This is a genomic window from Cupriavidus sp. GW823-FHT07A04, assembly GCF_058794615.1.
Map to the genome: position 1 here is coordinate 21,731 of NZ_JBXAHA010000034.1, position 22,061 is coordinate 43,791.

Below are 22,061 nucleotides of genomic sequence, written 5' to 3' on the forward strand. Positions count from 1 at the left end.
AGCGCCATGCCCGCCCCGGACTACGCGCCGGCTCAGGCGTTGACGTTCACCACCACGCGGCCGCGCATGCCACCGTCGACAATCTTGCGCCCGGCCTCGATCGCCTCCGACAAGCCGATCTCGCGGGTGATCGCGCGCAGGCGATCCGGCTCCAGGTCCTGCGACAGCCGCTGCCAGGCCCGCTCGCGCAAGGCCATCGGGGCCATCACGCTATCGATGCCGTAGAGCGTGATGCCACGCAAGATGAAGGGCGCCACCGAAGCCGGGAAATCCAGCCCTTGCGCCAGCCCGCATGCGGTGACCGCGCCGCCGTAGCGCACCTGCGCGCAGGCATTGACCAGCGTGTGCGAGCCAACCGAATCCACCACCGCAGCCCAGCGCTCCTTCTGCATCGGCTTACCGGGCTTGCCCAGCTCCGTCCGGTCAATCACCTCGGCCGCGCCCAGTGCCTTGAGGAAATCCGCTTCGGCCGTCTTGCCGGTGGAGGCCACCACGCGATAGCCCAGCTTCGACAGGACGGCAATGGCGACCGAGCCCACGCCGCCCGAGGCGCCGGTCACCAGCACCTCGCCATCGCCCGGCTTGATGCCAGCGCGCTCCAGCGCCAGCACCGACAGCATGGCGGTATAGCCGGCCGTGCCGATGGCCATGGCCTGCTGCGTGGTGAAGGCAGGCGGCAGCGCCACCAGCCAGTCGCCCTTGAGGCGGGCGCGCTGCGCCAGGCACCCCCAGTGCGTCTCGCCCACGCCATAGCCGTTGAGCACGACCTTGTCGCCGGCCTTCCAGCGTGCATGGGCGGATTCCAGCACCGTGCCGGCGCCGTCGATGCCCGCCACCATCGGCCACTTGCGCACCACCGGCGAGCGGCCGGTAATGGCCAGCCCGTCCTTGAAATTGATGGTGGAGTAGTCGATGGCCACCAGCACATCGCCCTCGGCGGGCAGGCTGGATTCGTCGAGCGCGGTAACGGCGGCCTGGGTCGCGCCGTCGGCCTGGGTCAGCAGCAATGCCTGGAACGTCATGGAGTCTCCATCCGGTTTTTGATTGTTAACCAAAGACGACCGGCCGGCTCCGGCACGGCAGCGCCGGGAAGGCCGCCGGCGCGACGTGCTTACTTCTTGAGGCTGGCGAGCTTGCGCTCGAGCGTGGCGGCGTCGGCGGCGCCAGGAATGCGGGTACCGTCCATGAAGAACACGGCCGGGGTGCCGGTGATGTTCAGGCTCTGGCCGAGCGCCAGGTTGTCATCCACAGGGGTCTTGCAGCTGCCGTTGCCGGTCAGCGCCACATGGCTGATCATCCAGTCGCGCCAGGCCTTGGTGCGGTCGGCCGCGCACCACACCTGCTTGGCCTTCACCGACGAATCCGGCGACAGCACCGGGTACAGGAAGGTGTAGACCGTGATGTTATCCATCTGCTGGAACGTCTGCTCGATGCGCTTGCAGTAACCGCAGTTGGGGTCGGAGAACACCGCCACCTGGCGGCTGCCGTCGCCCTTGCTCCACTTGATCGCGCGCGCCAGCGGCAGGTCCGACCACTTGATGCGGTTGATATCGGCCAGCCGTTCCTCGGTCAGGTTGGTGCCGGTCTTGGAGTCCACCATCTCGCCGTTGATGATGTAGCGGCCGGTGGCATCGGTGTAGACCACCTGGCCACCGATATTGACCTCAAACAGGCCGGGCACGGGAGTCTTGGCCACGCTCTTCACTTCAGCGCGCCCGCCCAGCATCTTTTGCACCGATTCCTTGATGCGGTCGGTGCCCGGCTCGCCCGCCGCCATGGCGTGCAACGCGAAGCCGGCAGCCGCAATGCCGCCAACGATGGTGGCGGACAGGGTGGGACGGCGGCGCAGGAAATGCAACATGATGACTCCAGTAATTCGATGATTCGGTTCGCGCGAGCAAGCTCGGGATTCAGGGTTCAAGGGTCGGGCGCTCAGCCCAGCGCGCGGCCGATAAGAAAACGCTTGAGCAGCGACTGCCCGCCCACGACCCGCATGCCGGCATTGCGCACCGTGCGCGCCACGCCGCCAGGCAGGGAAAACAGCCGATGCAGGCCATCGGTGGCCGCCGTCAGCGACAACAAATCGGTGGCGCGCGCGCGCTCGTAGCGGCGCAGCAAGCGCAAGTCGCCTTCTGCTCGGAAAGACTCTTTGGCGGCCATTACGCGGCCAAGTTCCGCCACATCGCGCAAACCCAGGTTCATGCCCTGCCCCGCCAAGGGGTGCACCACGTGCGCGGCGTCGCCCACCAGCGCCACGTGCGGCTGCACAAACTGATCGGCGCGCTGCAGCACCAGGGGGAAGCCCTGCGCGGGCGTGATGCAGTGCAGCGCGCCAAACTGGCGTCCCACGGCGCCGCTGGCAGCCTGCATCACGGTATCGGCCAGCGCCTCTGGCGACAGCGCCAGCAGCTCACTCGCATGGGCATCGTCGGCCGACCACACCATCGACACGCGCCGGCCCGGCAACGGCAGCAACGCCAGGATCTCGCCGTTGGCCGGCTCCTCGTCCGCCATCAGCTTGGGCGGCGTGCCCAGGAACCATTGCCAGGCAGTGTCCTGGTGCGGCAGCTCGCATTCGAAATTCGCCACGACGCCAAGCTGGCGATAGTGCCGCTTGGTGACCGGAATGTGGCATTGCTCGCGCACCCACGAGCGCGCGCCATCGGCGCCCACCACGCAAGCCGCGCGCACCTTGTCGCCGCCGGCCAGGGTCAGCGTCACGCCATCATGGTCGCGCGCGAACGCCGCAGCCGTATCGTCGTGCCAGTGCACCTGGTGCTGGAAGCGCAGCGCGGTATCGAGCACGCGCTCCACATGGCCGGATTCGATGATCCATGCCAGTTGCGCGACCGTGGCCGCGTAGGCCGAGAAATGGAGATCGCCGGCAGCCGAGGCATTCGCCTGCGCCGCGCTCGCGTCGCCAAACACGCGCATGTCGCACACCGGCTGCATCCGCGCCGGGTCCAGCGCCTCCCACACGCGCAACCGCTCCAGCAAGGCTTGCGAGCTTGCCGAGAAGGCGTAGATACGGCTGTCCCACTGGCCAGGATCCGGCGCGGCCGCGGCGGCAGGCAATCGCGGCGCGATCAGCGCCACCTGCATGCCCTGCTGGGCCAGCAACAACGCACAAGCCTTGCCGACGATGCCGCCGCCAACCACGGCAACCTGGAAACGGGAGGGAGATGGACGAGTCATGCGTGGATTATAGCCACCCCGGCACGATGGCTTTGGTGCGCCCTCGCGCGCATGAAGCGGCGCCCGGGCGCCTGCGGCAAAGGGGCGCACGCCCGCGAGGCGCACAAATTCAGCAGGCGGCAGGCGCGGCCAGCCGGTTCAGCGCAGCGTCCGGCGAGGTTACAATAACCATCTTTCCGATGGCACCCCAGCACAAAACCGGTGAGCAACGCCCCGCTTTGGCTGTGTTGTCTCGTGCTGAACCCTCCCCTCTGCGTCCCCATCGCTGCGCCATTCCAGTGCGCCGGACGCACCCAGGGTGAACCGCAACCCATTGATTTTTAAAGGTTTACCATGAGCCTCAAATGCGGCATCGTCGGCCTGCCCAACGTCGGCAAGTCCACGCTGTTCAACGCCCTGACCAAGGCCGGCATCGCCGCCGAGAACTATCCGTTCTGCACCATCGAGCCCAATGTGGGCGTGGTGGAAGTGCCGGATACGAGGCTCGCCAAGCTGGCCGAGATCGTCAAGCCCGAGCGCATCCTGCCGGCCGTGGTCGAATTCGTCGACATCGCCGGCCTGGTGGCTGGCGCGTCCAAGGGTGAAGGCCTGGGCAACCAGTTCCTGGCCAACATCCGCGAAACCGACGCCATCACCCACGTGGTGCGCTGCTTCGAAGACGACAACGTGATCCACGTCGCCGGCCGGGTCGATCCGCTGTCCGACATCGAGGTGATCAACACCGAACTGGCGCTGGCCGACCTCTCCACCGTCGAAAAAGCCCACGCCCGCTACATCAAGCCCGCCCGCGCCGGCGACAAGGAAGCGCTGCGCCTGGTGGCCGTGCTGGAAAAAGCCCAGGCCGTGCTCAACGAGGCCAAGGCCGTGCGCACGCTCGACCTGTCCGACGAGGAATGGGCCGCCATCAAGCCGCTGTGCCTGATCACCGCCAAGCCCACCATGTACGTGGCCAACGTGCGTGAAGACGGCTTCGAGAACAACCCGCACCTGGACGCCGTGCGCGCCCACGCCGCCAAGACCAAGTCGCCGGTCGTGGCCGTCTGCGCCGCCATCGAAGCTGAAATCGCCGACCTCGACGACGAAGACAAGGCCGTGTTCCTGGCCGACCTCGGCATGGAAGAACCCGGCCTGGATCGCGTGATCCGCGCCGGCTTCACCCTGCTCGGCCTGCAGACCTACTTCACCGCCGGCGTGAAGGAAGTCCGCGCCTGGACCATCCACGTGGGCGACACCGCGCCGCAAGCGGCTGGCGTGATCCACACCGACTTCGAACGCGGCTTCATCCGCGCCCAGACCATCGCTTATGAGGATTTCATTGCCTACAAGGGTGAGCAAGGCGCGAAGGAAGCCGGCAAGATGCGCGCGGAAGGTAAGGAATATGTGGTGAAGGATGGCGACGTGATGAACTTCTTGTTCAACGTCTGATCACCCTGAGCTACTGCCCGCCGGCTCCACTCGGCGGGCGACGAAAAAGCCCCGCAAGGCATGTGTGCTTGCGGGGCTTTCTGTTTCAAGTGGCGGCCGGTCGCTCGTGCCGAGCCACCGCCAGTTCATCCATCACGCGCGCCCTCCGAGTCCCGCAAGACCGCGAGTTCGCTCAACACCAGCGCTTCGTTAGCGAGTGTCGCCGCCAGCGAGAGCAGGTGACCTTGTGTCTCGTCAGTCAAGTTCGCAAGGGTGCCACCGGCAGCGTTCTCGATCGCGACGGACAGCAGCGCGTTGAGTTGGGCAGCCTTTTCAGCGGCGAGGCTAAGCGGGCTTTCGGATGCGGCGTGCGCGGTCACGAAGATATCGCGGCCAGTCTGCTCGGCGCTGAAGTTGTAATGGGGGTGCTTACACATCGAACACCCTCCGTTGGGACGCGCGCTCGCTCAGATCGGGAGGAGTTTTGGGAAATACAGTTTGCCCGAATTGGGCATGCGAAGACTGCGGCATGCGGATGCCTCCTACGTTGCGGTTTCGACTCCGCTCCCCAACGCCAATCGGGGTGGGCGGGCGCAAGGCAGGGTTGGCGTACCAGAACGTAGGAACCGGCGAGCCCGAAGGCTCCCCCGCCCAGGCCCGCCCATAGGGACGTGCGAAGGCGCGACGGAAAAAACCGCCTGGAGGCGGTTGTCCGCCTACGTTTTCGGGACGCCAATCCCGGTCGCTGTGGTTGCAGCGACTTGTCTAGTATAGCGCTGGTAGCAATGATCTTGGGCACTCCCCGAGGCGTCGGCTGCTGACTCCACGAAGATGCGCAAACAGGGTCTGGAATTCCTCCCCAATAGAAATCATGAGAGGGCCAAAGCGGATGGGCAAGCTCGTACAGCCCCATGCTAAGCATGCAATCGGCAATACCAGTTTGTTTGAGCATCCATGAATATGCATCGCGCTAGGCACGGGCATGGCGATTTCGCAGGGCCTCAAGCCAGTATTTGCGCTACACGTTGGCCGTGCCACGTGTAGCTCTACATCGGCTCGATTGCGCTGGCGGCGAATATCGTCGTGGCGTTCGTGGTGTCGATGGTGGTGCGGAGATGGTCCGGGGTCTGAGCCAACGCGGATCGACAACGAAGCCTCAACCTATCGTCTTGACTTCTGATCCCCATCCCGCTCGACACTCATCCTCAGGCAGTAGGTCGACGATTCCAGAAACGGGGCAGCATCGTCAAGAATTCCCGAATTATCCAATCGTCTTCGCCGAGCCTGTTGATTGCGAATCATGATCGGGCGCTTCGATCCGCGCCGGCGTCAACTCCCCAGCAGTACCCGAAGTTAGGCAGAAGAAACTTGAAGCTGGATTTCGCTGCAAAGCTTGCGAAACGATCTACTACCAGCATGAGTCATCTGCAAATCCATAATCGAAGAGAATGCAGGTTGATCAGTCATAACTTGGTAGCTACTCCCAAGCATATGCTCAGTCATCCAAAGCTTTGCATTACGCGGCCTTTCCGCCTCAATAGCCTCATTGGGATTAAATCGGAAACCCCGATGCCCGTCAAGAGAACGAGCTGCCGCTAAAAACCACGCCTCGTACTCCCGATTTGCCAGCACCACAGATAATCTGCGATGAGGAATACACAGCTTGGCTCTCTCTAGGATATGCGCCCCGAGTGTCGCTGGGCAATCATCATCGGCATCAAGCAGTATCAATACCAATCCGTCATCGTCACACTTATTCGCCGCTAGCTGTAGATACCGGCGAAATTCCTCATCACGATTGAGGAACCTGTCGCGGCGAACGCGTATCGGCGTCGCAACATCGAGCCAAATATCAGGCATAAGCCAACTGAATAACCGACGTAACAATATCGGCACGGCCAGCACCTCGCCATCACCCTCAACGATTGCGACAACCCGGCTCATTCCAACACTCTCCCGAATAAATCAGGCTGACTCAGAGATTGAGAATTTATTATCTCCGGATCAGGCGACAGTTGATTTAGACGCAATAATTCACCCGCGGAGAACAAGTGCTCACGCATAGACGATCTTGAACCCTTATCTAATGGAGCAATGTGCGTCTCCCCCCCGACAGACACCACGGCTAGCAATGCATCTGCTTCCAAATTGGGATCGTCGAGCAAGTCAGGACTATGACTAGTAATGACAATTTGTGTCTGCTCTGACGCACGATTGAGGGCCTCTCGCAAGGCCGAGCTCGCGGCCGGGTGTAGCGCTGTTTCCGGCTCCTCAATACATACAAGGGTTGGTGCGTAATCTGGATTACTTTGAAACAATGCAGTTAATACACCAAGCGCCCTCAATGTCCCATCTGACATATTTTGCGCCAAAAATTTCCAAGGATGCTTGGAACCCGCCATATCCTGCCGAAACTCCAATGTCTCCATCGGACCAATAGTCTTGCGCTCAACGCCATGCACCATCGGTACAACTGTCTGCAAATATTCCTGAATAGTAATAACCTGCTGAGGTGCCGTGCGCTCCAAATGCCCAATCACATTAGCCACATTCTCGCCAACCGGCTTTAGCAACCGGCCTTCCTGGGGCTTTTGCAATTCACGCATGACTTTGGGATTCAAATTATAAAACCCCATATTCACAAGAGCATCGAACAATGGACGAAAATCGGCCAACCCTGACGCTGCGACAAGCGCCAACCGATCGGCTGTGAGTGCAGGAAATGTCGCCTCGCTAGTCCGCTTCACCTTCCCCCGCTCGACCTCAAAGAAGGGCCCTTTGCCGACCCCACCGATTGCGCACTCCTCTGTTTGTACCTCATACCCACCATTTTTCAAGGCGCCGATATTGAAGGCGTAATGCCCTTGCCTGCCGTCGGGCAGGACGAATTCCATACGAATACCGAAATGCGTCGGATGCCCACTAGAGCGCCGACGAACCTCCGCAAGTCCGCCACGCTCATTCAAAGCGTTATCTAATGACCCCGCTAGGGCATCGCGGACCAAGTGCATCGCATCAAGAAAATTGCTTTTCCCGGAACCATTCGCGCCGACGAGATAAGTTAGCGGCCTGAGCCTCACATCACAATGACCGATGCTCTTATAGTTGCGCAGCACTACACGCGTAAGAAAAACAGGACGATTCATCGAGAGGACTCGCAATATTTACACATCAATTCAATTACATTTCAATTAGGCGAGCTCCATCCACCTAATTGATAAATCTCCATAACTCAAGCGTCAAAGCGTCCCTTCGCCTCACGCCTATAATTATCAAGCACCATTTAAGAGTATACTCCGTCGCTGAGCATGACCGTCAATTCCCGAGCAATGGTCGTAATTGTGCAACGATGGCCTCGTAACACTTTACCTTTGAAGGTCCGGATCGAAATCCAACGTATTTGAAAAAATGCCTGTTGTACTCGATCACTCACAGTGCCCCCAAATCCTCCCCCCGCAGCCCGACCAGCAGCGCCTGTCCATCCGGCCCGACGCGAAACTCGCCATAGCGCGCCTTCTCGAACCGCGCCCCCTGCCCTTCCTGGAAGAAGTACGCATCAGTGGACACCTGCGCCTGCGTGCCGCCCCAGCGGGCCGGCACGTTCTGGAAGCGCAGCAGTTGCTCGCCGCCGGCCAGTGCCTCGCCCGTGTACAGGCGCACGAAGGTGGCTTCGCCGCGTGCATCGCGGCGGATCACGGCAACTTGCTCGCGGGCGGGCTCGATGCCTTGCAGCTTGCCTGCCTGGCGGATGGACTCGGCGATGGCGAAGTTCAGCGCCATGTAGTCGCCTTGCATGAGCGAGCGCGGATCGACTGGCGCCAGGCGCAGGTAGACGGTGTCGCCATGCGCCAGCAGCCGTTCCTTGCCGGTGATGGCGAAGGCGGCCAGGCCGAGCGTGAGCACCCATGCCAATAGTATCCAGCGTTTCATGCTTGTCTCCTTGCGCCATCGCGACGCAGCGCCATGCGCAGCAGCAGCACGGCGATGCCGGCGCCGGCGAGCGTGGCGGACTTGATCAGCAACGTCCAGTGCAGCGCGCTGTAGTACCAGATGAAACCGCTGCCGAGCGTGGCGACGGCCAGGCCCAGCCAGGGCAGCGAGCCGCGGCGCAGCGCCGGGCCGAGCGCAAGGGCGGCGGCGACGACCGCCGGCGCACCAGCGAGCAAGGCGCCAAACAGCACCGCGCCGACAAGCGCAGTGCCCCGCACCGCCGGGCTTAGCTGCAGCCGGCCTGCTTCGGCAAGGACAAACGCGGCTAGCACCGCGCCAAACAGCGCGCCGGCCATCCAGTAGTTGCCGGCTTGGCGCCCGGTATCAGCATCGAACAGCAATGCCTGAGGCTGGCTGAGCCCGGTCACCACCAAGGCCGCGCCCAGTGCGAACAGCAGCGTGGCATCCGCGGCCGGCTCGATCCAGTTGTGCAGCCCGGCGGCGCAGAGGCGCCCTTGCGCCAGCACGAAGCCGGTGAGCAGCGTCATGGCGAAGGGCGCGAGCCAGCCTAGCGAGAAGCTCATGGCTTGCCAGACGTGGCGCAGGCCGGGCGTCATGGCCAGGTGGAGCGCCAGGGCCACGCCGGTCCATACGCCCAGCGCGGCCAGGAAGCGATGGAGCCGGTTGCTGACGAGCACATAGAGCACGGCCTCCAGCAGCGCGAGCGCGCCCCAGAAGGCGGCCGATTCGAGCAGGCGGCCGCCGCCGTAGGCCTGGCTCGCGCCGTACACGAGCAGGCCCTGGCCGCTGAGGCTGACGGCCAGCGCGAATTGCTCGAGCGCGGTGGCGCCCGCGCGGCGCCGGTACAGCACCGCGGCCAGCGCGATCATGGCGGCGCCGCAGAGCGCCATTGCCGTGGCGTTGTCGCGCGCGGCCACAAAGACCGAGCCGAGCAGGAAGGCGAGGAAGAACACCGCACCAAGCCAGCCCGCAAGTCCCATCAGCAGCCTGACGGCCCATGGCGTGCGCCCTTGTGCGGCTTGCGGCTGCCCTTGCACCAAGCCGCGCGCGGCCAAGTCCTGCCACAACCTTCGTACTACGTGATGGTCGCTGGTCATGCCGGCTCTCCGTTGGGCGCGCCGCTTTGGGCTTGCCCGTGGTGTCGATAGGCGCGCAGCAGCCAGGCCGCCGCCGCGGCGGACAGGCCAATGGTCAGCAGCCCGAGGATCAGGAAGGCGCCGAACGCGTCCCGGCTGCCCTCCAGCAGTAGCCGGGCAACCCCGGTCACCAGCAGCACGATGACCGAGAAGCTGGCCAGGCTGAGCGCCACCACATCGAATGCCCGCAGCCGGAACCAGGCCAGCAGCCCGCCCAGCGTGAGCATGGCCACGCCGAACATGGCGGGGTCGAAGCGGTTGTGCAGGATGCTGGCGAGGCCGAGCCAGCCAGCGTAGGCGCACGCCAGCGTCGCAAGGATGCGCGCGCCGGCCAGCCCGCGAAAGCCGTAGGCCGGCGCCACTGCGCGCAGCGCGAACCACAGCACCAGTTGCACCAGCGTGGCCGCCAGCAACGAGAGCGTGGTGGGCCGTTCGCCAGCCGCCCCAAACAGCAGGTCGAACATGCCACCCACGCCAAGACGCACGCTGAGATACCGCAGCAGCGCGACATTGGCCAGCACGATCACCACCCACCAGTGCGGCGCCGCGCGCGCGGCCAGCGCCCACGGGATCGCCAGCAGTCCCCAAAGGGCGAACAGCTGCCACGCGTCTGCGCCGGTCTGGTAGACCTGTCCGATCACGGCCAGCAGCACGCCGGCCACCACCTGGGCGCCGCAGAGCGCCGCCAGCCCCGCCATGTCGGCGGGCGGGCGCAGCCAGGCGAATCCCGCCAGCAGCGTCAGCGCGCCGGCCAGCAGGCCAAACTTGGCAAACTTGTGCAGGTCCTGCCAGTTGAAGGCGAAGAACACGATCACGCCGGCGCACAGCAGCGCGGCGCCCAGCATCAGCAACGTGCGATCGAGCCAGGTCCGCCACTGCGCCGCGTCGGGTTCGGTCCCTGGCCAGCCGGCGGCCACGCCGTCGGCGCCGAGCACGCCCTGCTCACGCCAGTCTGCCAGCGCCTGGCGCGCTGCCCGCCGGTCTTGAAAGCCCTGCGTTGTGGTTGCCTGCATCGATGCCCCATGTGATGGATACGCCAGCGCACTGTAGCAAAGGCGCCGCCATCTGCGCAGCTTTCCTTGCGTGAGCGGGAACATGCGACAGCGCTGCTTTGCCGCCCTGTCCCGGCCCGGTATGCTGTGCGTTTCTCCAACCCAGCCACGCCTCGCCATGACCCTTGGTATCCTCGCCGCCATCCACGATGAAGTCGACGGCCTGATCGCCGCCATGCGCCACGATGATGCCCGCGCCACCGTGTGGACGATCGGCATGCGCGACTATCACGTTGGCCATCTCTACGGCCAGCGCTGCGTGCTGGTGCTCGCGCGCATGGGCAAGGTAGCGGCGGCGGCCACCACGGTCACCCTGGTGCGCGAGTTCGGCGTGGATGAGATCGTCTTCACCGGCCTGGCCGGCGGCATCGGGGCCGAGACGCGGGTCGGGGACGTGGTGGTGGCGGACCGCACGCTGCAGCACGACCTGGACGCGCGGCCGTTTTTTTCCCGCCATGAGGTCCCGTTGCTGGATCGCGCTGAATTCCCCACCGACCCGGCGCTTACCGCCGCGCTGCGCGATGCGGTGGCAGGCTACCTGCGGGATGATCTGCCGACCTCCGTCCCGGCCGGCGTGCTGGCGCGCTTCGGGGTCAGCGCGCCCAGGCTGCATGAGGGGATGATCGCCAGCGGCGACCAGTTCATCGGCTCACCCGCCGCCGCGGCCGAGTTGCGCGAGCGCTTGCCCAGCGTGCTGGCGGTGGAAATGGAAGGCGCCGCGGTGGCGCAGGTTTGCCATGAGTATGGCGTGCGGCATGCGGTGATGCGCACGCTCTCGGATCGGGCCGACGATACCGCGCACGTGGATTTTGCGGCGTTCCTGACCAACGTGGCCAGCCATTATTCGAGCGGGGTTTTGAGACGGTTTCTGGAGCAGCGCGGGTAACCAGACTAAAGCGGCGTGAATTCGGGATTCGAGATTGGATGGCATTCATTCAATCTCACCGCCCCCTGGCCACGCCCCCGACGCCAACCAGCACGGCCGCGCCCAGGATAGCCGCGAACCAGCCCGCCATCTGCCCGTCGACAAACCAGTGCAGCCCACGGCCGCCGTAAAACGCGGCCAGCGCGCCCAGTACGCCGAACACCACCGCCGCAAGCAGGCTGACCCGGCCCACGGGGTGCAGCCACCGCGCCGCCAGCCCAACCAGCACCCCTACCACCAGCGTACCCAACATCACTTTCTCCCAAATTCCACCATATGGCGCGCTGCCCGGGGATTCCCGCCAGTCACCGCGCGTGGCCGCAACAATACGGTAAACCCGACCGCGCTCCGGCAAGATCCGCGCCGGGCGCTATAATGTAGCCCGGTTCGGCGGCGCTTTGCGCCGGAATCCGCGCTTGAATTCATGCCCGGATTGCACCTGACTCCCGCGCTGCAGCCTGCAAAGCCGCCGCCCGGAGCCCGGCCAGAGAGACATGCTCCCCACCATGCAACTGCTCGCGATCGGTATCAATCACACCACGGCGCCCGTCTCGCTGCGCGAGCGAGTGGCGTTTCCGCTTGAGCAGATCAAACCCGCCCTGGGCGCCTTGCGCACCCACCTGGCCGGCAAAAATGGCACCGAAGCCGCCATCCTTTCCACTTGCAACCGCACCGAGATTTATTGCGCCACCGATGTGCTGCTGTCGGGTTCGGAAGGCTTCGAGCACACTCTGCGCTGGCTGGCGCAGCACCATAACGTGCCGGCCGGCGAACTCGCTCCCCACCTGTACTCGTTGCCGCAGTCCGAAGCCGTGCGCCATGCCTTCCGCGTGGCCAGCGGGCTGGACTCGATGGTGCTGGGCGAAACCCAGATCCTGGGCCAGTTGAAGGATGCGGTGCGCACCGCCGGTGAAGCCGGCGCGCTGGGCACCTACCTGAACCAGTTGTTCCAGCGCACGTTCGCGGTGGCCAAGGAGGTCCGCGGCCAGACCGAGATCGGCGCGCATTCGGTATCCATGGCCGCTGCCGCGGTGCGCCTGGCCCAGCGGATTTTTGAAAGCGTCTCGACCCAGCGCGTGCTGTTCATCGGCGCGGGCGAGATGATCGAGCTGTGCGCCACGCACTTCGCGGCGCAAACGCCGCGCCAGATCGTGGTGGCCAACCGCACCGTGGAGCGTGGCGAGCGGCTGGCCGAGCAACTCGCCGGCCAGGGCCTGACCACCGAGGCCATCCGCCTGTCGGAGCTGGGCGCGCGCCTGCATGAGTTCGACATCGTGGTGTCGTGCACCGCCAGCTCCCTGCCCATCATCGGGCTGGGCGCGGTGGAACGCGCCGTCAAGCTGCGCCGCCACCGCCCCATCATGATGGTGGACCTGGCCGTGCCGCGCGACGTGGAGCCCGAAGTCGCGCGCCTGGACGACGTCTTCCTGTACACCGTGGACGACCTCGGCGCCATCGTGCGCGAGGGCAATGCCATGCGCCAGGCTGCCGTGGCCCAGGCGGAAGCCATCATCGAAAGCCGCGTGCAGAATTTCATGCACTGGCTGGAAACCCGCAGCGTAGTGCCGGTCATCCGCGAACTGCAGGTGCAGGGCGAGGCCATGCGCCAGGCCGAACTGGAGCGCGCGCGCCGCATGCTGGCGCGCGGCGACGACCCGCAAGCCGTGCTCGAAGCCCTGTCCGGCGCGCTCACCCGCAAATTCCTGCACGGCCCGACCCACGCCCTGAACCACACCCAGGGCGACGACCGCGAGACCTTGCTGCGCCTGGTGCCGGGCTTGTTCCGCCACAGCAGCCACTCCGAGCGCTAGCCGCGCTCGCCTCGGCCGTGCGTGTCCTGCGCGCGGCCAGCTTTGCGTTGCCTGCGGCCATTGGCCATTGGCCCGCACGCATCCCAGCAGCAACATCCGTCTCCACCCGTTTCACCGCGCCTCTTCGGACCCCCATGAAAGCCAGCATGCTTGCCAAGCTCGACCAATTGTCCGAGCGACTCGACGAAGTCAACGCCCTGCTTGCGCGCGAAGATGCCACCGCCAAGATCGACCAGTACCGCAAGCTCACGCGCGAACACGCCGAACTGACGCCGGTGGCCGAGCAATATGCGCAGTACTGCCAGGCACAGGAGGACCTGTCCACCGCGCAAGCGCTGCTGGACGATCCCGAGATGAAGGAGTTCGCGGCCGATGAGATCACCGCGGCCCGCGAGCGGCTGGAAACGCTGGAAGGCAGCCTGCAGACATTGCTGCTGCCCAAGGACCCCAACGACGACCGCAACCTGCTGCTGGAAATCCGCGCGGGTGCCGGCGGCGAGGAAAGCGCGCTGTTCGCCGCCAATTTGCTGCGGATGTACACACGCTACGCGGAGCGCCAGCGCTGGCAGGTGGAGGTGATGAGCGAATCGGCGTCCGACCTGGGCGGCTACAAGGAAGTGATCATCCGGATCGCCGGGGATGCGGCCTTTTCCCGGCTGAAGTTCGAATCCGGCGGCCATCGCGTGCAGCGTGTGCCAGCCACCGAGGCCCAGGGGCGCATCCACACTTCGGCCTGTACGGTGGCAGTCATGCCCGAGGCCGACGAGGTGACCGAGGTGGAAATCAATCCGTCGGACCTGCGTGTGGATACCTTCCGCGCCTCCGGCGCCGGCGGCCAGCACGTGAACAAGACCGACTCGGCCGTGCGCCTGACCCACCTGCCCACCGGCATCGTGGTGGAGTGCCAGGACGACCGCAGCCAGCACCGCAACAAGGACAAGGCCATGAAGGTCCTGGCGGCCCGGCTGATGGACGCGAAGCTGCGCGCGGCCCAGGCGAAAGAAGCCAGCACCCGGCGCAACCTGATCGGCACCGGCGATAGAAGTGATCGTATCCGCACCTACAATTTCCCGCAGGGGCGCGTGACGGATCACCGTATCAACCTGACCCTCTACAAGATCGACATGATCATGGACGGCGACCTCGACGAGCTCCTGTCCGCCTTGTCCGCGGAACACCAGGCGGATCAACTGGCGGCGCTGGGCGAAGCGCATTAATCGCTCGGCAATAGCAGGTTATTGCGACGAATTACCGGTCATTAAGGCAGATTTTTGGATCGCGCTGCATAAATCGCGATTTCTTTACGAAAACCTTTGTATCTGTTGTAAATGCTTGCAACAGCACTGGCGCACCATTTTTCGCTGTCTATAATCGATTCCGACTGAGCCGCCATACAGAGGTCGGCGTGTCGCCACTCGACAACGGAAAAAAGGACGAAATCATGAAGAAATTGCTCGCGCTGTTGATGATCACCGCCGCCATGGCTGCCTGCAGCAAGAAGGAAGAAGCCCCCGCCACGCCGAGCGCCGACAGCGCCATGCAAAGCGCCGCCGAATCCGCCAAGGCCGCCGCCAGCGACGCCGCATCCGCCGCCAGCAATGCCGCCGATGCTGCCAAGGCCGCTGCCAGCAGCGCTGCCTCCGACGTTTCCGCTGCCGCCGAGAAGGCCAAGGTCGATGCCGGCAATGCCATGGAAAAGGCCAAGGACGCCGCCAAGGATGCTGTCAACGCCAGCGCGGACAAGGCCAAGGACGCCGTCAACAAGTAATCCGCACGCCACGGCGGCAAGACACTGGCGCATCGCGCCCAGGCACCGCCGCCCGGGCAAGCGCGTTACACTGCAAACCCCGTCAGGGCACCTCCCGACGGGGTTTTGTTTTTTGCCTTCTCCATGCCCAGCACCACGTCCACCGCCACCTCCCCCAGCCCCAATGCCACCACGCCGGTCTCACTGCCTGAGACGGCCACGGTACGCGACGCCCTGGCCGTGGCTGCGGCGGCCGGCTTGCCAGCGCTGGAGGCGCGACTGCTGATCAGCCATGTCACCGGGCTCACCCGCACCCAGCTGATCACGCGCGACGACGAAACGCTTGCCCCGGCCCAGCGCGACAGCGTGGCCGCCTTGCTCGGGCGCCGCCTGGGCGGCGAGCCGGTGGCCTACTTGCTGGGGGAGCGGGAATTCTTCGGGCGCGCCTTCCGCGTGACCCCGGATGTGCTGATTCCGCGCCCGGACACCGAAATCGCCGTGGAAGCGGCCTTGAAGCTGCTGGCGCCACTGGTTGCGCCCCGGGTGCTCGACATGGGCACCGGATCCGGCGCGCTGGCCGTCACGCTGGCCTGCGAACGGCCCGACGCCGAGGTCTGGGCAACGGATATCTCGCCCGGCGCGCTGCAGGTGGCGCAAGACAACGCGCGCGCCCTGGGCGCCGGCAATGTGCGCTTCCTGGCCTCCGACTGGTACGCCGCGCTGCCCGCTGGCCTGCGCTTCGACCTGATCGTGAGCAATCCGCCCTATATCGCCGCCGCGGACCCGCACCTGGGCCAGGGCGACCTGCGCTTCGAGCCAATCGATGCGCTGACCGATCATGGCGATGGCTTGTCGGACCTGGGGGCAATCGTGGCCGGGGCTGCCGCGCGCCTGCATGCGGGCGGCTGGCTGCTGATGGAGCACGGCTACGACCAGGGCCAGGCTGCTCGCGACCTGCTGGCCGCCGCCGGCATGGCCGAGATCTTTACCGCGCGCGACCTGGCAGGCCATGAACGATGCAGCGCGGCTCGCCTGTCGGCGCAGGCCGGGGCGGCCGCCTGAAGCCGGCAGCCGATTCCGGTAAAATCAAATACTTGATTGCATCAAGGCGCACGCATCACGCGCGCCTTTCCGATTTCCCGATAGCGGTGCTGGCCAGTGCCTGCACCGCGAGCAACTGAAAAGAGACATCATGAGTGACGTGCAGCAAAAGATCGACCAGATCGTCAAGGGCAGCCCGGTGGTCCTGTTCATGAAGGGCACCGCCCAGTTCCCGATGTGCGGCTTCTCCGGCCGTGCGATCCAGATCCTGAAGGCCTGCGGCGTCGACGCGCCGACCACGGTCAATGTGCTGGAAGACGACGGCATCCGCCAAGGCATCAAGACTTACGCCAACTGGCCGACCATTCCGCAGCTCTACGTGAACGGCGAGTTCGTCGGCGGCTCGGACATCATGATGGAGATGTACCAGAACGGCGAACTGCAATCGCTGCTCAAGGCCTGAGCGCGACATGACCGCAGCGGGTGCAGCGGCGGGTGCAGCGGGTGAGGGCAAGCCGCGGCGCATCGTCGTCGCGATCACCGGCGCCACCGGCGCGGTCTATGGGGTCCGTCTGGTACAGATACTGGGCGCCGCGCCTGGCGTGGAGGCCCATCTGCTGATCTCCGCGGCGGGCGTGATGAACCTGCAGCACGAACTCGACATCAGCAAGGCCGAGGTGGAGGGCTTTGCCCAGGTGGTCCACAACGTGCGCGATATTGGCGCCACCATTGCCAGCGGCTCGTTTGCCGCCCATGCGATGGTGGTGGCGCCCTGCTCCATGCGCACGCTCGCGGCCGTGGCGCATGGCCTGTCCGACAATCTCATCACCCGCGCCGCGGATGTCACGCTCAAGGAGCGCCGCAAGCTGGTGCTGATGGTGCGCGAAACGCCGTTGAACCTCGCGCACCTGCGCAACATGACCGCCGTCACCGAGATGGGCGGCATCATCTTTCCCCCGGTACCCGGCTTCTACCAGAAGCCGCAGAGCGTGGCGGAACTGGTCGACCATACGGTTGGCCGCGTGCTGGACCTGATCGACGTGCCGCAGACGCTGGCGCCGAGCTGGGCCGGGCTCAACGGGCAGGCCTGACAGCCCGACAAACGCGTTTAACCTCGTTCTACCCCTGCTAGCCCGTACTATCCCGTGCTACCGCTCTCGCTTCAATGCCAGTAGCGATAGCGGCGGCCGCCGTAGTAGCCGCCGCGATAGCCATAGTAGCCACCGTAAAACCCAGGGGCCACCACCACCGGCGGCGCCGCGTAGACCGGCGCCGGCGCCACTGCGACCTCGCCACCCCCATAGCCATAGCCGGGATAAGCCGGGTAGACCGCACAACCGCCAAGCATGGCGGCGCCAACCATCGCGAGTCCCATCATCAACGTTTTCATCTCATCGTCCTTGTGGCTTGTTTAGCCTTGGTCTAGCCATAAGAACGTTATACGGGGCGGTTTAGTAATACAGGGTCAACCTGCTGTAACCCTTGTTACGAATCGCAACGTTTGGGTGAACGTAAAGGACTCGGACCTCAGGCCTCAGACATCAAACCGCACCCCCTGCGCCAACGGCAGCGCATCACCATAGTTCACGGTATTGGTAGCGCGCCGCATATACCCCTTCCAGGCGTCCGAGCCGGATTCACGCCCGCCGCCAGTCGCCTTCTCACCACCGAACGCACCGCCAATCTCCGCCCCGCTGGTGCCGATATTCACATTGGCAATGCCGCAATCGCTGCCGCTTGCCGACATGAAGCGCTCCGCCTCGCGCAGCGACTCGGTGAAGATGCAAGACGACAAACCATGCTCCGACGCATTGTTCAGCGCGATGGCTTCGTCCAGCGTGGTGTACGGCATCACGTAGAGAATCGGCGCGAAGGTTTCGCTCAGCATCATCTCGTGCTGGCGATCGGTCAGCACCAGCGCGGGCCGCACGTACTCGGCATTGGGGTACTTTTCGGCCAGTACGCGCTCGCCGCCGTGCACGGTATTGCCATGCTCGCGGCAGCGCAGCAGCGCGGCGGCCATGGCGGCGCCCGCGGCGCCATCGATCAGCGGACCGACCAGCGTTGTCTCGGCCAGCGGATCGCCCACCGGCAGGCGGCCGAACACCTGGATCAGGCGCGTGGTAACGGCCTCCAGCACGTCGACATGCACGAAGGCGCGGCGCAGCGACGTGCAGCGCTGCCCGGCGGTGCCCGCCGCCGAGAAGGTCATGGCGCGCACAGCGAGTTCGAGATCGGCCGAGGGCGCGATGATCGCGGCATTGTTGCCACCAAGTTCCAGGATGGCGCGCTTGAACCGCTCGGCGCAAGCGATGCCCACGGCGCGGCCCATGCGGGTGGAGCCGGTGGCGCTCACCAGCCGCACAGCGGCGTGTTCCACCAGATGCTGGCCTAGCGCCGGGCCACCCGAGAGCACGGTGGCGATGCCAACATGCTGTGGCGCGGCAATCTCCAGCACGCCGTCAAGCAAGCTCTGCATGGCCAGCGCGGTGAGGGGCGTTTTTTCCGACGGTTTCCAGATCACGCCATTGCCGCACACCAGCGCCAGCGCCGCGTTCCAGGCCCAGACCGCCACGGGAAAGTTAAAGGCCGAGATCACGCCGCACAGGCCATAGGGATGCCAGGTCTCGCGCATTGCATGCCGTGGCCGCTCCGAGGCGATGGTAAGGCCATGCAACTGGCGCGACAGGCCGACGGCGAAGTCGCAGATGTCGATCATCTCCTGCACCTCGCCGAGCCCTTCCTGCAGGATCTTGCCGGCCTCCAGCGAAACCAGTTCACCAAGATGCTTCTTGTGTTCGCGCAGCACTTCGCCAAAGCGCCGCACCACCTCGCCGCGCACTGGCGCGGGCACCAGCGCCCAGCTGGCTTGCGCCACGCGAGCGCGTTCGATGCGCGCATCGGCCTCGGCGAGGCTGCAGGCGGGCAGGTGCCCGAATGCCTCGCCGTCGATCGGCGAGTGCACCGGCAAGGCGCCGGTGGGGCCTTCGCCGTCGCGCCACGGCGGCGTCAGCCCGATGGCCTGCCAACAGGCCGCGAATTCCTTTGCTTTCATACCGTTGCCTCTTGAAGCGGATGACGGGTGTAGTGTCGGCCAAAACGGTTGGCCAGGAAAACGTCCAGCGGCATCGCCTCTTGCGCAACGAAGCCGGCCTGTGGCAGCTCGCCATTGGCAACCAGGTCCAGCGCGGTGCAGATGCCGGCCGCCGTGGTGAGCTGGATCGCATTGACGTGGCCGGCAGCCGTTTGCGCGCCGCCAATGCGCACCGAGAACGACGCCTGTGTCAGCGGCCCGCGCCCGCCTTTGCCACCGCTGGCGGCATAGCCGGTGGCGTTGGCGAACACGATCACCACGTCCTGCTGCGTGGCGGGGATCGCGCTCTCGAAGATCTCGCGCATCCAGTCGCGGCGCTCGCGCAGGCGCAGGTCGTTGAGCAGCAGCTTCATCACCGCGCAGTGGCCCGGATAGCGGATCGACTTGTAGTCCACGCCGCGCGCCCGGCCCGCCAGCGTCTCGGGCAAGGTCCCAAGCCCTCCTGAAGTATTAAAGGCTTCGTACTCGATGCCGTCCAGCGCAAAGCTCTCCAGCCCTTCCAGCGCTGGCACTTCCACGCGGCGGCCATCGACGATGGCCTCGCACGGGTTGCAGTATTCGTTGATCAGGCCTTCGGTGCTCCAGGTCAGGTTGTACTTGAGCGCATTGCTCGGGTAGCGCGGCAGCGCGCCAACGCGCATCTTCAGGTCGAGCAGTTCGCCACCGCCGCGCAGGAAGCGCTGGGCGAGGTCATTGCCGACCACGCCGATAAAGCCGGGCGCCAGCCCGCATTGCGGCATCAGCACGGAGCGCGCACCCTCGGCCAGGCGGCGAATGGCGTGGGTGGCGGCAACGTCTTCGGTCAGGTCGAAGTAATGCACGCCAAGGCTGGCCGCTACCGTGGCCACGCCAACCGCGGCGTGGAATGGCAGTGCGTTGAGCACGGCCTGCGCGCCTCCGAGCAGCCGGGCGCAATCCTCGGTCTGGTCCGGGTCGCCGATGCGCACGGCGATGCCCTCCGGCACGCCCTCGAGATGGGTGGGTTCGCGGTCAACCAGGGTCACGCGGTAGTCGCCACTGTCATGCAGCATGATGGCGATGGTGCGGCCGATCTTGCCCGCGCCCAGCACGACCACGCGCATCGGCGTCTGCCTGGTTTGGGTGTTCTGTCCAGTTTGGTCCAGATGGCCGGTTGGCGTAATGCAGGTCATGATGTCCCTCATGGAAGTGATTCAGCGGAGCAAGCCCATAGCTGAAGTATGGTTGCGGGCACAGGCAGAATGAAGGAACAAGATTGACGAAAAGGCCTCACAATCGAACGATTAGACGAGGCCAACGATCGAATCGACGAAACACCGGCATTTGACCCGCCCGCAGCCCTAGCCCGCCCATGACCGAACTCGACCAGACCGACCGCCACCTGCTCTCCCTGCTGCAGGCCAACGCGCGCGAGAATGCCGCCAATCTCGCGCGCAAGCTCGGCATTGCCCGCACCACCGTGGTGGCACGCATTGCGCGGCTGGAGCGCGATGGCGTGATCGCCGGCTACGGCGTGCGGCTGGGCAAGGAAATGGAAGACAACGCTATCCTGGCGTTCTGCGGCATGTCGGTGATGCCCAAGAGCGCGCCCGCGGTGGTGCGGGCGCTGCAGCGCTTTCCCGAAATCGAGGAGCTGAACTCGGTTAGCGGCCCGGTGGACTACATGGCGGTGATCCGCTGCGACACCCATGCCCGGCTGGACAAGCTGCTGGACGAAATCGGCGCGCTGGATGGTGTCAATCACACCACCACCTCGATCGTGCTGGCGCGCAAGATCGACCGGCGCCGCGCCGCGGGCTGAGCCAGCGCCGCGCGCGCGAAAGGCTTATGCTGCACAACCTGGCAGCCAGCCCGGCGCGGTTTGGCACCCCGGAAACCATCCAGATCAGGAGAGCAAGACGATGAGCAATCGCATTCGAGTCGCCGTAGGCGGCGTGACCGGCTGGGCCGGCGGCGAACTGGCGCGCGGCGTGGCGCACGCGCACGACATGACGCTGGTGGCCGGGCTGTCGCGCGGCGCTGCCGGCCAGGCCCTGGCGGCGCTGACCGCGCACAAGGGCACGCCGGGCGTGGCAGTGGCCAGCATCGACGAGCTGGCGCAAGGTGCCTTCGACGTTTATGTGGAATACACCAAGCCGGACATTGCCAAGCGCAACATCCTGCAGGCGCTGGCCAAGGGCGCGCACGTGGTGGTGGGCACCTCCGGGCTATCCGACGAGGACTATGCCGAGATCGATGCCGCCGCGCGCCAGGCCGGGCGCGGCGTACTGGCCTGCGGCAACTTTGCCATCACCGTGGTGCTGCTGCAGAAGTTCGCCGAGATGGCCGCGCGCCACCTGGAGCACTGGGAAATCATCGACTACGCCAAGGCCGGCAAGATCGACGTGCCCTCTGGCACCGTGCGCGAGCTGGCATATCGGCTGGGACAGGTCCGTGAGGCCAGGCAGGTGGTGCCCATCGACCAGGTCAAGGGCCCGAAGGAAGCGCGTGGCGCGACGATGTCCGGCAGCCAGGTGCACGCCGTGCGCCTGCCGGGCTATCAGTTGGGCGTGGAGGTGATCTTCGGCGCCGACGGGCAGCGCCTGCACCTGAAGCATGAGTCCGGCGACGGCTCCAAGCCCTATGTCTCGGGCGCCCTGCTGGCGATCCGCAAGGTGCATACCTTGACCGGGCTGGTGCGCGGGCTGGACAAGGTGATGGAAGGACTTTGAGGGCCTTTGCGGCGC

23 protein-coding genes and 1 pseudogene are annotated in these 22,061 nt (G+C 65.3%); 11 read left to right on the forward strand and 13 right to left on the reverse strand.

Translation table 11 applies throughout. The features are described 5' to 3' along the window. Nucleotides 1-32: 32 nt before the first annotated feature. The 3 genes from acuI to AC1Q7Q_RS38400 all read right to left on the reverse strand — a co-directional run bounded on the left by acuI (nucleotide 33) and on the right by AC1Q7Q_RS38400 (nucleotide 3,195). Nucleotides 33-1,022 carry an acrylyl-CoA reductase (NADPH) gene (acuI, locus tag AC1Q7Q_RS38390; RefSeq protein WP_492375950.1) on the reverse strand — a complete coding sequence of 330 codons (990 nt, stop codon included), beginning with the start codon at nucleotides 1,020-1,022 and terminating at the stop codon, nucleotides 33-35. 89 nt (nucleotides 1,023-1,111) lie between these two features. Then, complete coding sequence (locus AC1Q7Q_RS38395) at nucleotides 1,112-1,861, reverse strand: DsbC family protein (protein WP_492375949.1); 750 nt, start codon at nucleotides 1,859-1,861, stop codon at nucleotides 1,112-1,114. A 71-nt stretch (nucleotides 1,862-1,932) separates the two neighbouring features. Then, nucleotides 1,933-3,195, reverse strand: coding sequence for a UbiH/UbiF family hydroxylase (locus tag AC1Q7Q_RS38400; protein ID WP_492375948.1), 1,263 nt, complete (start codon nucleotides 3,193-3,195; stop codon nucleotides 1,933-1,935). A 333-nt stretch (nucleotides 3,196-3,528) separates the two neighbouring features. On the opposite strand from AC1Q7Q_RS38400, the gene ychF reads away from it, so the two are divergent. After that, the gene (gene ychF, locus AC1Q7Q_RS38405; RefSeq protein ID WP_492375947.1) at nucleotides 3,529-4,620 is read left to right on the forward strand and encodes a redox-regulated ATPase YchF; all 1,092 of its coding nucleotides are present in this window, start codon (nucleotides 3,529-3,531) and stop codon (nucleotides 4,618-4,620) included. 125 nt (nucleotides 4,621-4,745) lie between these two features. Here ychF and AC1Q7Q_RS38410 read toward each other — a convergent pair whose 3' ends face one another. Next, nucleotides 4,746-5,036, reverse strand: a complete 291-nt coding sequence (locus AC1Q7Q_RS38410; RefSeq protein WP_492375946.1) for a hypothetical protein — start codon at nucleotides 5,034-5,036, stop codon at nucleotides 4,746-4,748. Nucleotides 5,037-5,563: 527 nt separating this feature from the next. Here AC1Q7Q_RS38410 and AC1Q7Q_RS38415 point away from each other — a divergent pair. Continuing rightward, nucleotides 5,564-5,730: pseudogene (locus tag AC1Q7Q_RS38415) on the forward strand (sodium:solute symporter); the annotation flags it as partial. Nucleotides 5,731-5,952: 222 nt separating this feature from the next. On the opposite strand, the gene AC1Q7Q_RS38420 reads toward AC1Q7Q_RS38415, so the two are convergent. From AC1Q7Q_RS38420 to AC1Q7Q_RS38440, 5 genes are all read right to left on the reverse strand, one after another. After that, nucleotides 5,953-6,543, reverse strand: coding sequence for a DUF4276 family protein (locus AC1Q7Q_RS38420; protein ID WP_492375880.1), 591 nt, complete (start codon nucleotides 6,541-6,543; stop codon nucleotides 5,953-5,955). Continuing rightward, nucleotides 6,540-7,745 carry an AAA family ATPase gene (locus AC1Q7Q_RS38425; protein ID WP_492375879.1) on the reverse strand — a complete coding sequence of 402 codons (1,206 nt, stop codon included), beginning with the start codon at nucleotides 7,743-7,745 and terminating at the stop codon, nucleotides 6,540-6,542. The genes AC1Q7Q_RS38420 and AC1Q7Q_RS38425 overlap by 4 nt, the downstream gene beginning before the upstream one ends. Nucleotides 7,746-8,028: 283 nt before the next feature. Continuing rightward, entirely contained in the window at nucleotides 8,029-8,529 is a 501-nt protein-coding gene (locus tag AC1Q7Q_RS38430; protein ID WP_492375878.1) for a GDYXXLXY domain-containing protein, read from the reverse strand. Then, complete coding sequence (locus tag AC1Q7Q_RS38435) at nucleotides 8,526-9,647, reverse strand: DUF4401 domain-containing protein (protein WP_492375877.1); 1,122 nt, start codon at nucleotides 9,645-9,647, stop codon at nucleotides 8,526-8,528. The genes AC1Q7Q_RS38430 and AC1Q7Q_RS38435 overlap by 4 nt, the downstream gene beginning before the upstream one ends. Next, the gene (locus tag AC1Q7Q_RS38440; RefSeq protein WP_492375876.1) at nucleotides 9,644-10,699 is read right to left on the reverse strand and encodes a DUF2157 domain-containing protein; all 1,056 of its coding nucleotides are present in this window, start codon (nucleotides 10,697-10,699) and stop codon (nucleotides 9,644-9,646) included. The genes AC1Q7Q_RS38435 and AC1Q7Q_RS38440 overlap by 4 nt, the downstream gene beginning before the upstream one ends. 157 nt (nucleotides 10,700-10,856) lie before the next feature. On the opposite strand from AC1Q7Q_RS38440, the gene AC1Q7Q_RS38445 reads away from it, so the two are divergent. Beyond that, nucleotides 10,857-11,624, forward strand: coding sequence for a 5'-methylthioadenosine/adenosylhomocysteine nucleosidase (locus AC1Q7Q_RS38445; protein WP_492375875.1), 768 nt, complete (start codon nucleotides 10,857-10,859; stop codon nucleotides 11,622-11,624). A gap of 55 nt (nucleotides 11,625-11,679) precedes the next feature. Here AC1Q7Q_RS38445 and AC1Q7Q_RS38450 read toward each other — a convergent pair whose 3' ends face one another. Further along, on the reverse strand, nucleotides 11,680-11,916 hold the full coding sequence (locus AC1Q7Q_RS38450; RefSeq protein ID WP_492375874.1) for a hypothetical protein: 237 nt from the start codon (nucleotides 11,914-11,916) through the stop codon (nucleotides 11,680-11,682). Nucleotides 11,917-12,169: 253 nt separating this feature from the next. Here AC1Q7Q_RS38450 and hemA point away from each other — a divergent pair, with 253 nt between their 5' ends. The 6 genes from hemA (at nucleotide 12,170) to AC1Q7Q_RS38480 (ending at nucleotide 17,353) form a co-directional block, all read left to right on the forward strand. After that, the gene (hemA, locus tag AC1Q7Q_RS38455; protein WP_174427671.1) at nucleotides 12,170-13,474 is read left to right on the forward strand and encodes a glutamyl-tRNA reductase; all 1,305 of its coding nucleotides are present in this window, start codon (nucleotides 12,170-12,172) and stop codon (nucleotides 13,472-13,474) included. 134 nt (nucleotides 13,475-13,608) lie between these two features. Then, nucleotides 13,609-14,691: a peptide chain release factor 1 gene (gene prfA / locus AC1Q7Q_RS38460; RefSeq protein WP_492375873.1), complete on the forward strand. Its 1,083-nt coding sequence runs from the start codon at nucleotides 13,609-13,611 to the stop codon at nucleotides 14,689-14,691. A 224-nt stretch (nucleotides 14,692-14,915) separates the two neighbouring features. Further along, nucleotides 14,916-15,242 (forward strand): hypothetical protein, encoded by a 327-nt coding sequence (locus AC1Q7Q_RS38465; protein ID WP_150985667.1) that lies wholly within the window; start codon nucleotides 14,916-14,918, stop codon nucleotides 15,240-15,242. Nucleotides 15,243-15,365: 123 nt separating this feature from the next. After that, on the forward strand, nucleotides 15,366-16,283 hold the full coding sequence (gene prmC / locus AC1Q7Q_RS38470; RefSeq protein WP_492375872.1) for a peptide chain release factor N(5)-glutamine methyltransferase: 918 nt from the start codon (nucleotides 15,366-15,368) through the stop codon (nucleotides 16,281-16,283). A gap of 130 nt (nucleotides 16,284-16,413) precedes the next feature. Then, nucleotides 16,414-16,725 carry a Grx4 family monothiol glutaredoxin gene (grxD, locus tag AC1Q7Q_RS38475; RefSeq protein WP_150985669.1) on the forward strand — a complete coding sequence of 104 codons (312 nt, stop codon included), beginning with the start codon at nucleotides 16,414-16,416 and terminating at the stop codon, nucleotides 16,723-16,725. 7 nt (nucleotides 16,726-16,732) lie between these two features. Then, a complete protein-coding gene (locus AC1Q7Q_RS38480) occupies nucleotides 16,733-17,353 on the forward strand; it encodes a UbiX family flavin prenyltransferase (protein WP_492375871.1) in 621 nt (206 codons plus the stop codon). Between the two features lie 71 nt (nucleotides 17,354-17,424). On the opposite strand, the gene AC1Q7Q_RS38485 is transcribed toward AC1Q7Q_RS38480, so the two are convergent. The 3 genes from AC1Q7Q_RS38485 to AC1Q7Q_RS38495 all read right to left on the reverse strand — a co-directional run bounded on the left by AC1Q7Q_RS38485 (nucleotide 17,425) and on the right by AC1Q7Q_RS38495 (nucleotide 20,438). Beyond that, nucleotides 17,425-17,652 (reverse strand): hypothetical protein, encoded by a 228-nt coding sequence (locus AC1Q7Q_RS38485; protein WP_492375870.1) that lies wholly within the window; start codon nucleotides 17,650-17,652, stop codon nucleotides 17,425-17,427. 144 nt (nucleotides 17,653-17,796) lie between these two features. Beyond that, nucleotides 17,797-19,317, reverse strand: a complete 1,521-nt coding sequence (gene amaB / locus AC1Q7Q_RS38490; RefSeq protein ID WP_492375869.1) for an L-piperidine-6-carboxylate dehydrogenase — start codon at nucleotides 19,315-19,317, stop codon at nucleotides 17,797-17,799. Further along, complete coding sequence (locus AC1Q7Q_RS38495) at nucleotides 19,314-20,438, reverse strand: saccharopine dehydrogenase family protein (RefSeq protein WP_492375882.1); 1,125 nt, start codon at nucleotides 20,436-20,438, stop codon at nucleotides 19,314-19,316. The genes amaB and AC1Q7Q_RS38495 overlap by 4 nt, the downstream gene beginning before the upstream one ends. 248 nt (nucleotides 20,439-20,686) lie before the next feature. Here AC1Q7Q_RS38495 and AC1Q7Q_RS38500 point away from each other — a divergent pair, with 248 nt between their 5' ends. Together AC1Q7Q_RS38500 and dapB are read left to right on the forward strand one after the other, a co-directional pair. Next, entirely contained in the window at nucleotides 20,687-21,136 is a 450-nt protein-coding gene (locus AC1Q7Q_RS38500) for an Lrp/AsnC family transcriptional regulator (RefSeq protein WP_174427647.1), read from the forward strand. A 100-nt stretch (nucleotides 21,137-21,236) separates the two neighbouring features. Beyond that, nucleotides 21,237-22,046, forward strand: a complete 810-nt coding sequence (gene dapB, locus AC1Q7Q_RS38505; RefSeq protein WP_492375868.1) for a 4-hydroxy-tetrahydrodipicolinate reductase — start codon at nucleotides 21,237-21,239, stop codon at nucleotides 22,044-22,046. Nucleotides 22,047-22,061 lie beyond the last annotated feature (15 nt).

Bases quoted from the DNA above. Each gene is read 5' to 3' on its own strand.
- ychF (WP_492375947.1), top strand. From the start codon at position 3,529: ATGAGCCTCAAATGCGGCATCGTCGGCCTGCCCAACGTCGGCAAGTCC.
- AC1Q7Q_RS38410 (WP_492375946.1), bottom strand. From the start codon at position 5,036: ATGTGTAAGCACCCCCATTACAACTTCAGCGCCGAGCAGACTGGCCGC.
- dapB (WP_492375868.1), top strand. From the start codon at position 21,237: ATGAGCAATCGCATTCGAGTCGCCGTAGGCGGCGTGACCGGCTGGGCC.
- AC1Q7Q_RS38435 (WP_492375877.1), bottom strand. From the start codon at position 9,647: ATGACCAGCGACCATCACGTAGTACGAAGGTTGTGGCAGGACTTGGCC.
- acuI (WP_492375950.1), bottom strand. From the start codon at position 1,022: ATGACGTTCCAGGCATTGCTGCTGACCCAGGCCGACGGCGCGACCCAG.
- prfA (WP_492375873.1), top strand. From the start codon at position 13,609: ATGAAAGCCAGCATGCTTGCCAAGCTCGACCAATTGTCCGAGCGACTC.
- AC1Q7Q_RS38495 (WP_492375882.1), bottom strand. From the start codon at position 20,438: ATGCGCGTGGTCGTGCTGGGCGCGGGCAAGATCGGCCGCACCATCGCC.
- AC1Q7Q_RS38425 (WP_492375879.1), bottom strand. From the start codon at position 7,745: ATGAATCGTCCTGTTTTTCTTACGCGTGTAGTGCTGCGCAACTATAAG.
- AC1Q7Q_RS38400 (WP_492375948.1), bottom strand. From the start codon at position 3,195: ATGACTCGTCCATCTCCCTCCCGTTTCCAGGTTGCCGTGGTTGGCGGC.
- AC1Q7Q_RS38465 (WP_150985667.1), top strand. From the start codon at position 14,916: ATGAAGAAATTGCTCGCGCTGTTGATGATCACCGCCGCCATGGCTGCC.
- AC1Q7Q_RS38440 (WP_492375876.1), bottom strand. From the start codon at position 10,699: ATGCAGGCAACCACAACGCAGGGCTTTCAAGACCGGCGGGCAGCGCGC.
- grxD (WP_150985669.1), top strand. From the start codon at position 16,414: ATGAGTGACGTGCAGCAAAAGATCGACCAGATCGTCAAGGGCAGCCCG.
- hemA (WP_174427671.1), top strand. From the start codon at position 12,170: ATGCAACTGCTCGCGATCGGTATCAATCACACCACGGCGCCCGTCTCG.
- prmC (WP_492375872.1), top strand. From the start codon at position 15,366: ATGCCCAGCACCACGTCCACCGCCACCTCCCCCAGCCCCAATGCCACC.
- AC1Q7Q_RS38430 (WP_492375878.1), bottom strand. From the start codon at position 8,529: ATGAAACGCTGGATACTATTGGCATGGGTGCTCACGCTCGGCCTGGCC.
- AC1Q7Q_RS38500 (WP_174427647.1), top strand. From the start codon at position 20,687: ATGACCGAACTCGACCAGACCGACCGCCACCTGCTCTCCCTGCTGCAG.
- AC1Q7Q_RS38445 (WP_492375875.1), top strand. From the start codon at position 10,857: ATGACCCTTGGTATCCTCGCCGCCATCCACGATGAAGTCGACGGCCTG.
- AC1Q7Q_RS38480 (WP_492375871.1), top strand. From the start codon at position 16,733: ATGACCGCAGCGGGTGCAGCGGCGGGTGCAGCGGGTGAGGGCAAGCCG.
- AC1Q7Q_RS38395 (WP_492375949.1), bottom strand. From the start codon at position 1,861: ATGTTGCATTTCCTGCGCCGCCGTCCCACCCTGTCCGCCACCATCGTT.
- AC1Q7Q_RS38420 (WP_492375880.1), bottom strand. From the start codon at position 6,543: ATGAGCCGGGTTGTCGCAATCGTTGAGGGTGATGGCGAGGTGCTGGCC.
- AC1Q7Q_RS38450 (WP_492375874.1), bottom strand. From the start codon at position 11,916: ATGTTGGGTACGCTGGTGGTAGGGGTGCTGGTTGGGCTGGCGGCGCGG.
- amaB (WP_492375869.1), bottom strand. From the start codon at position 19,317: ATGAAAGCAAAGGAATTCGCGGCCTGTTGGCAGGCCATCGGGCTGACG.
- AC1Q7Q_RS38485 (WP_492375870.1), bottom strand. From the start codon at position 17,652: ATGAAAACGTTGATGATGGGACTCGCGATGGTTGGCGCCGCCATGCTT.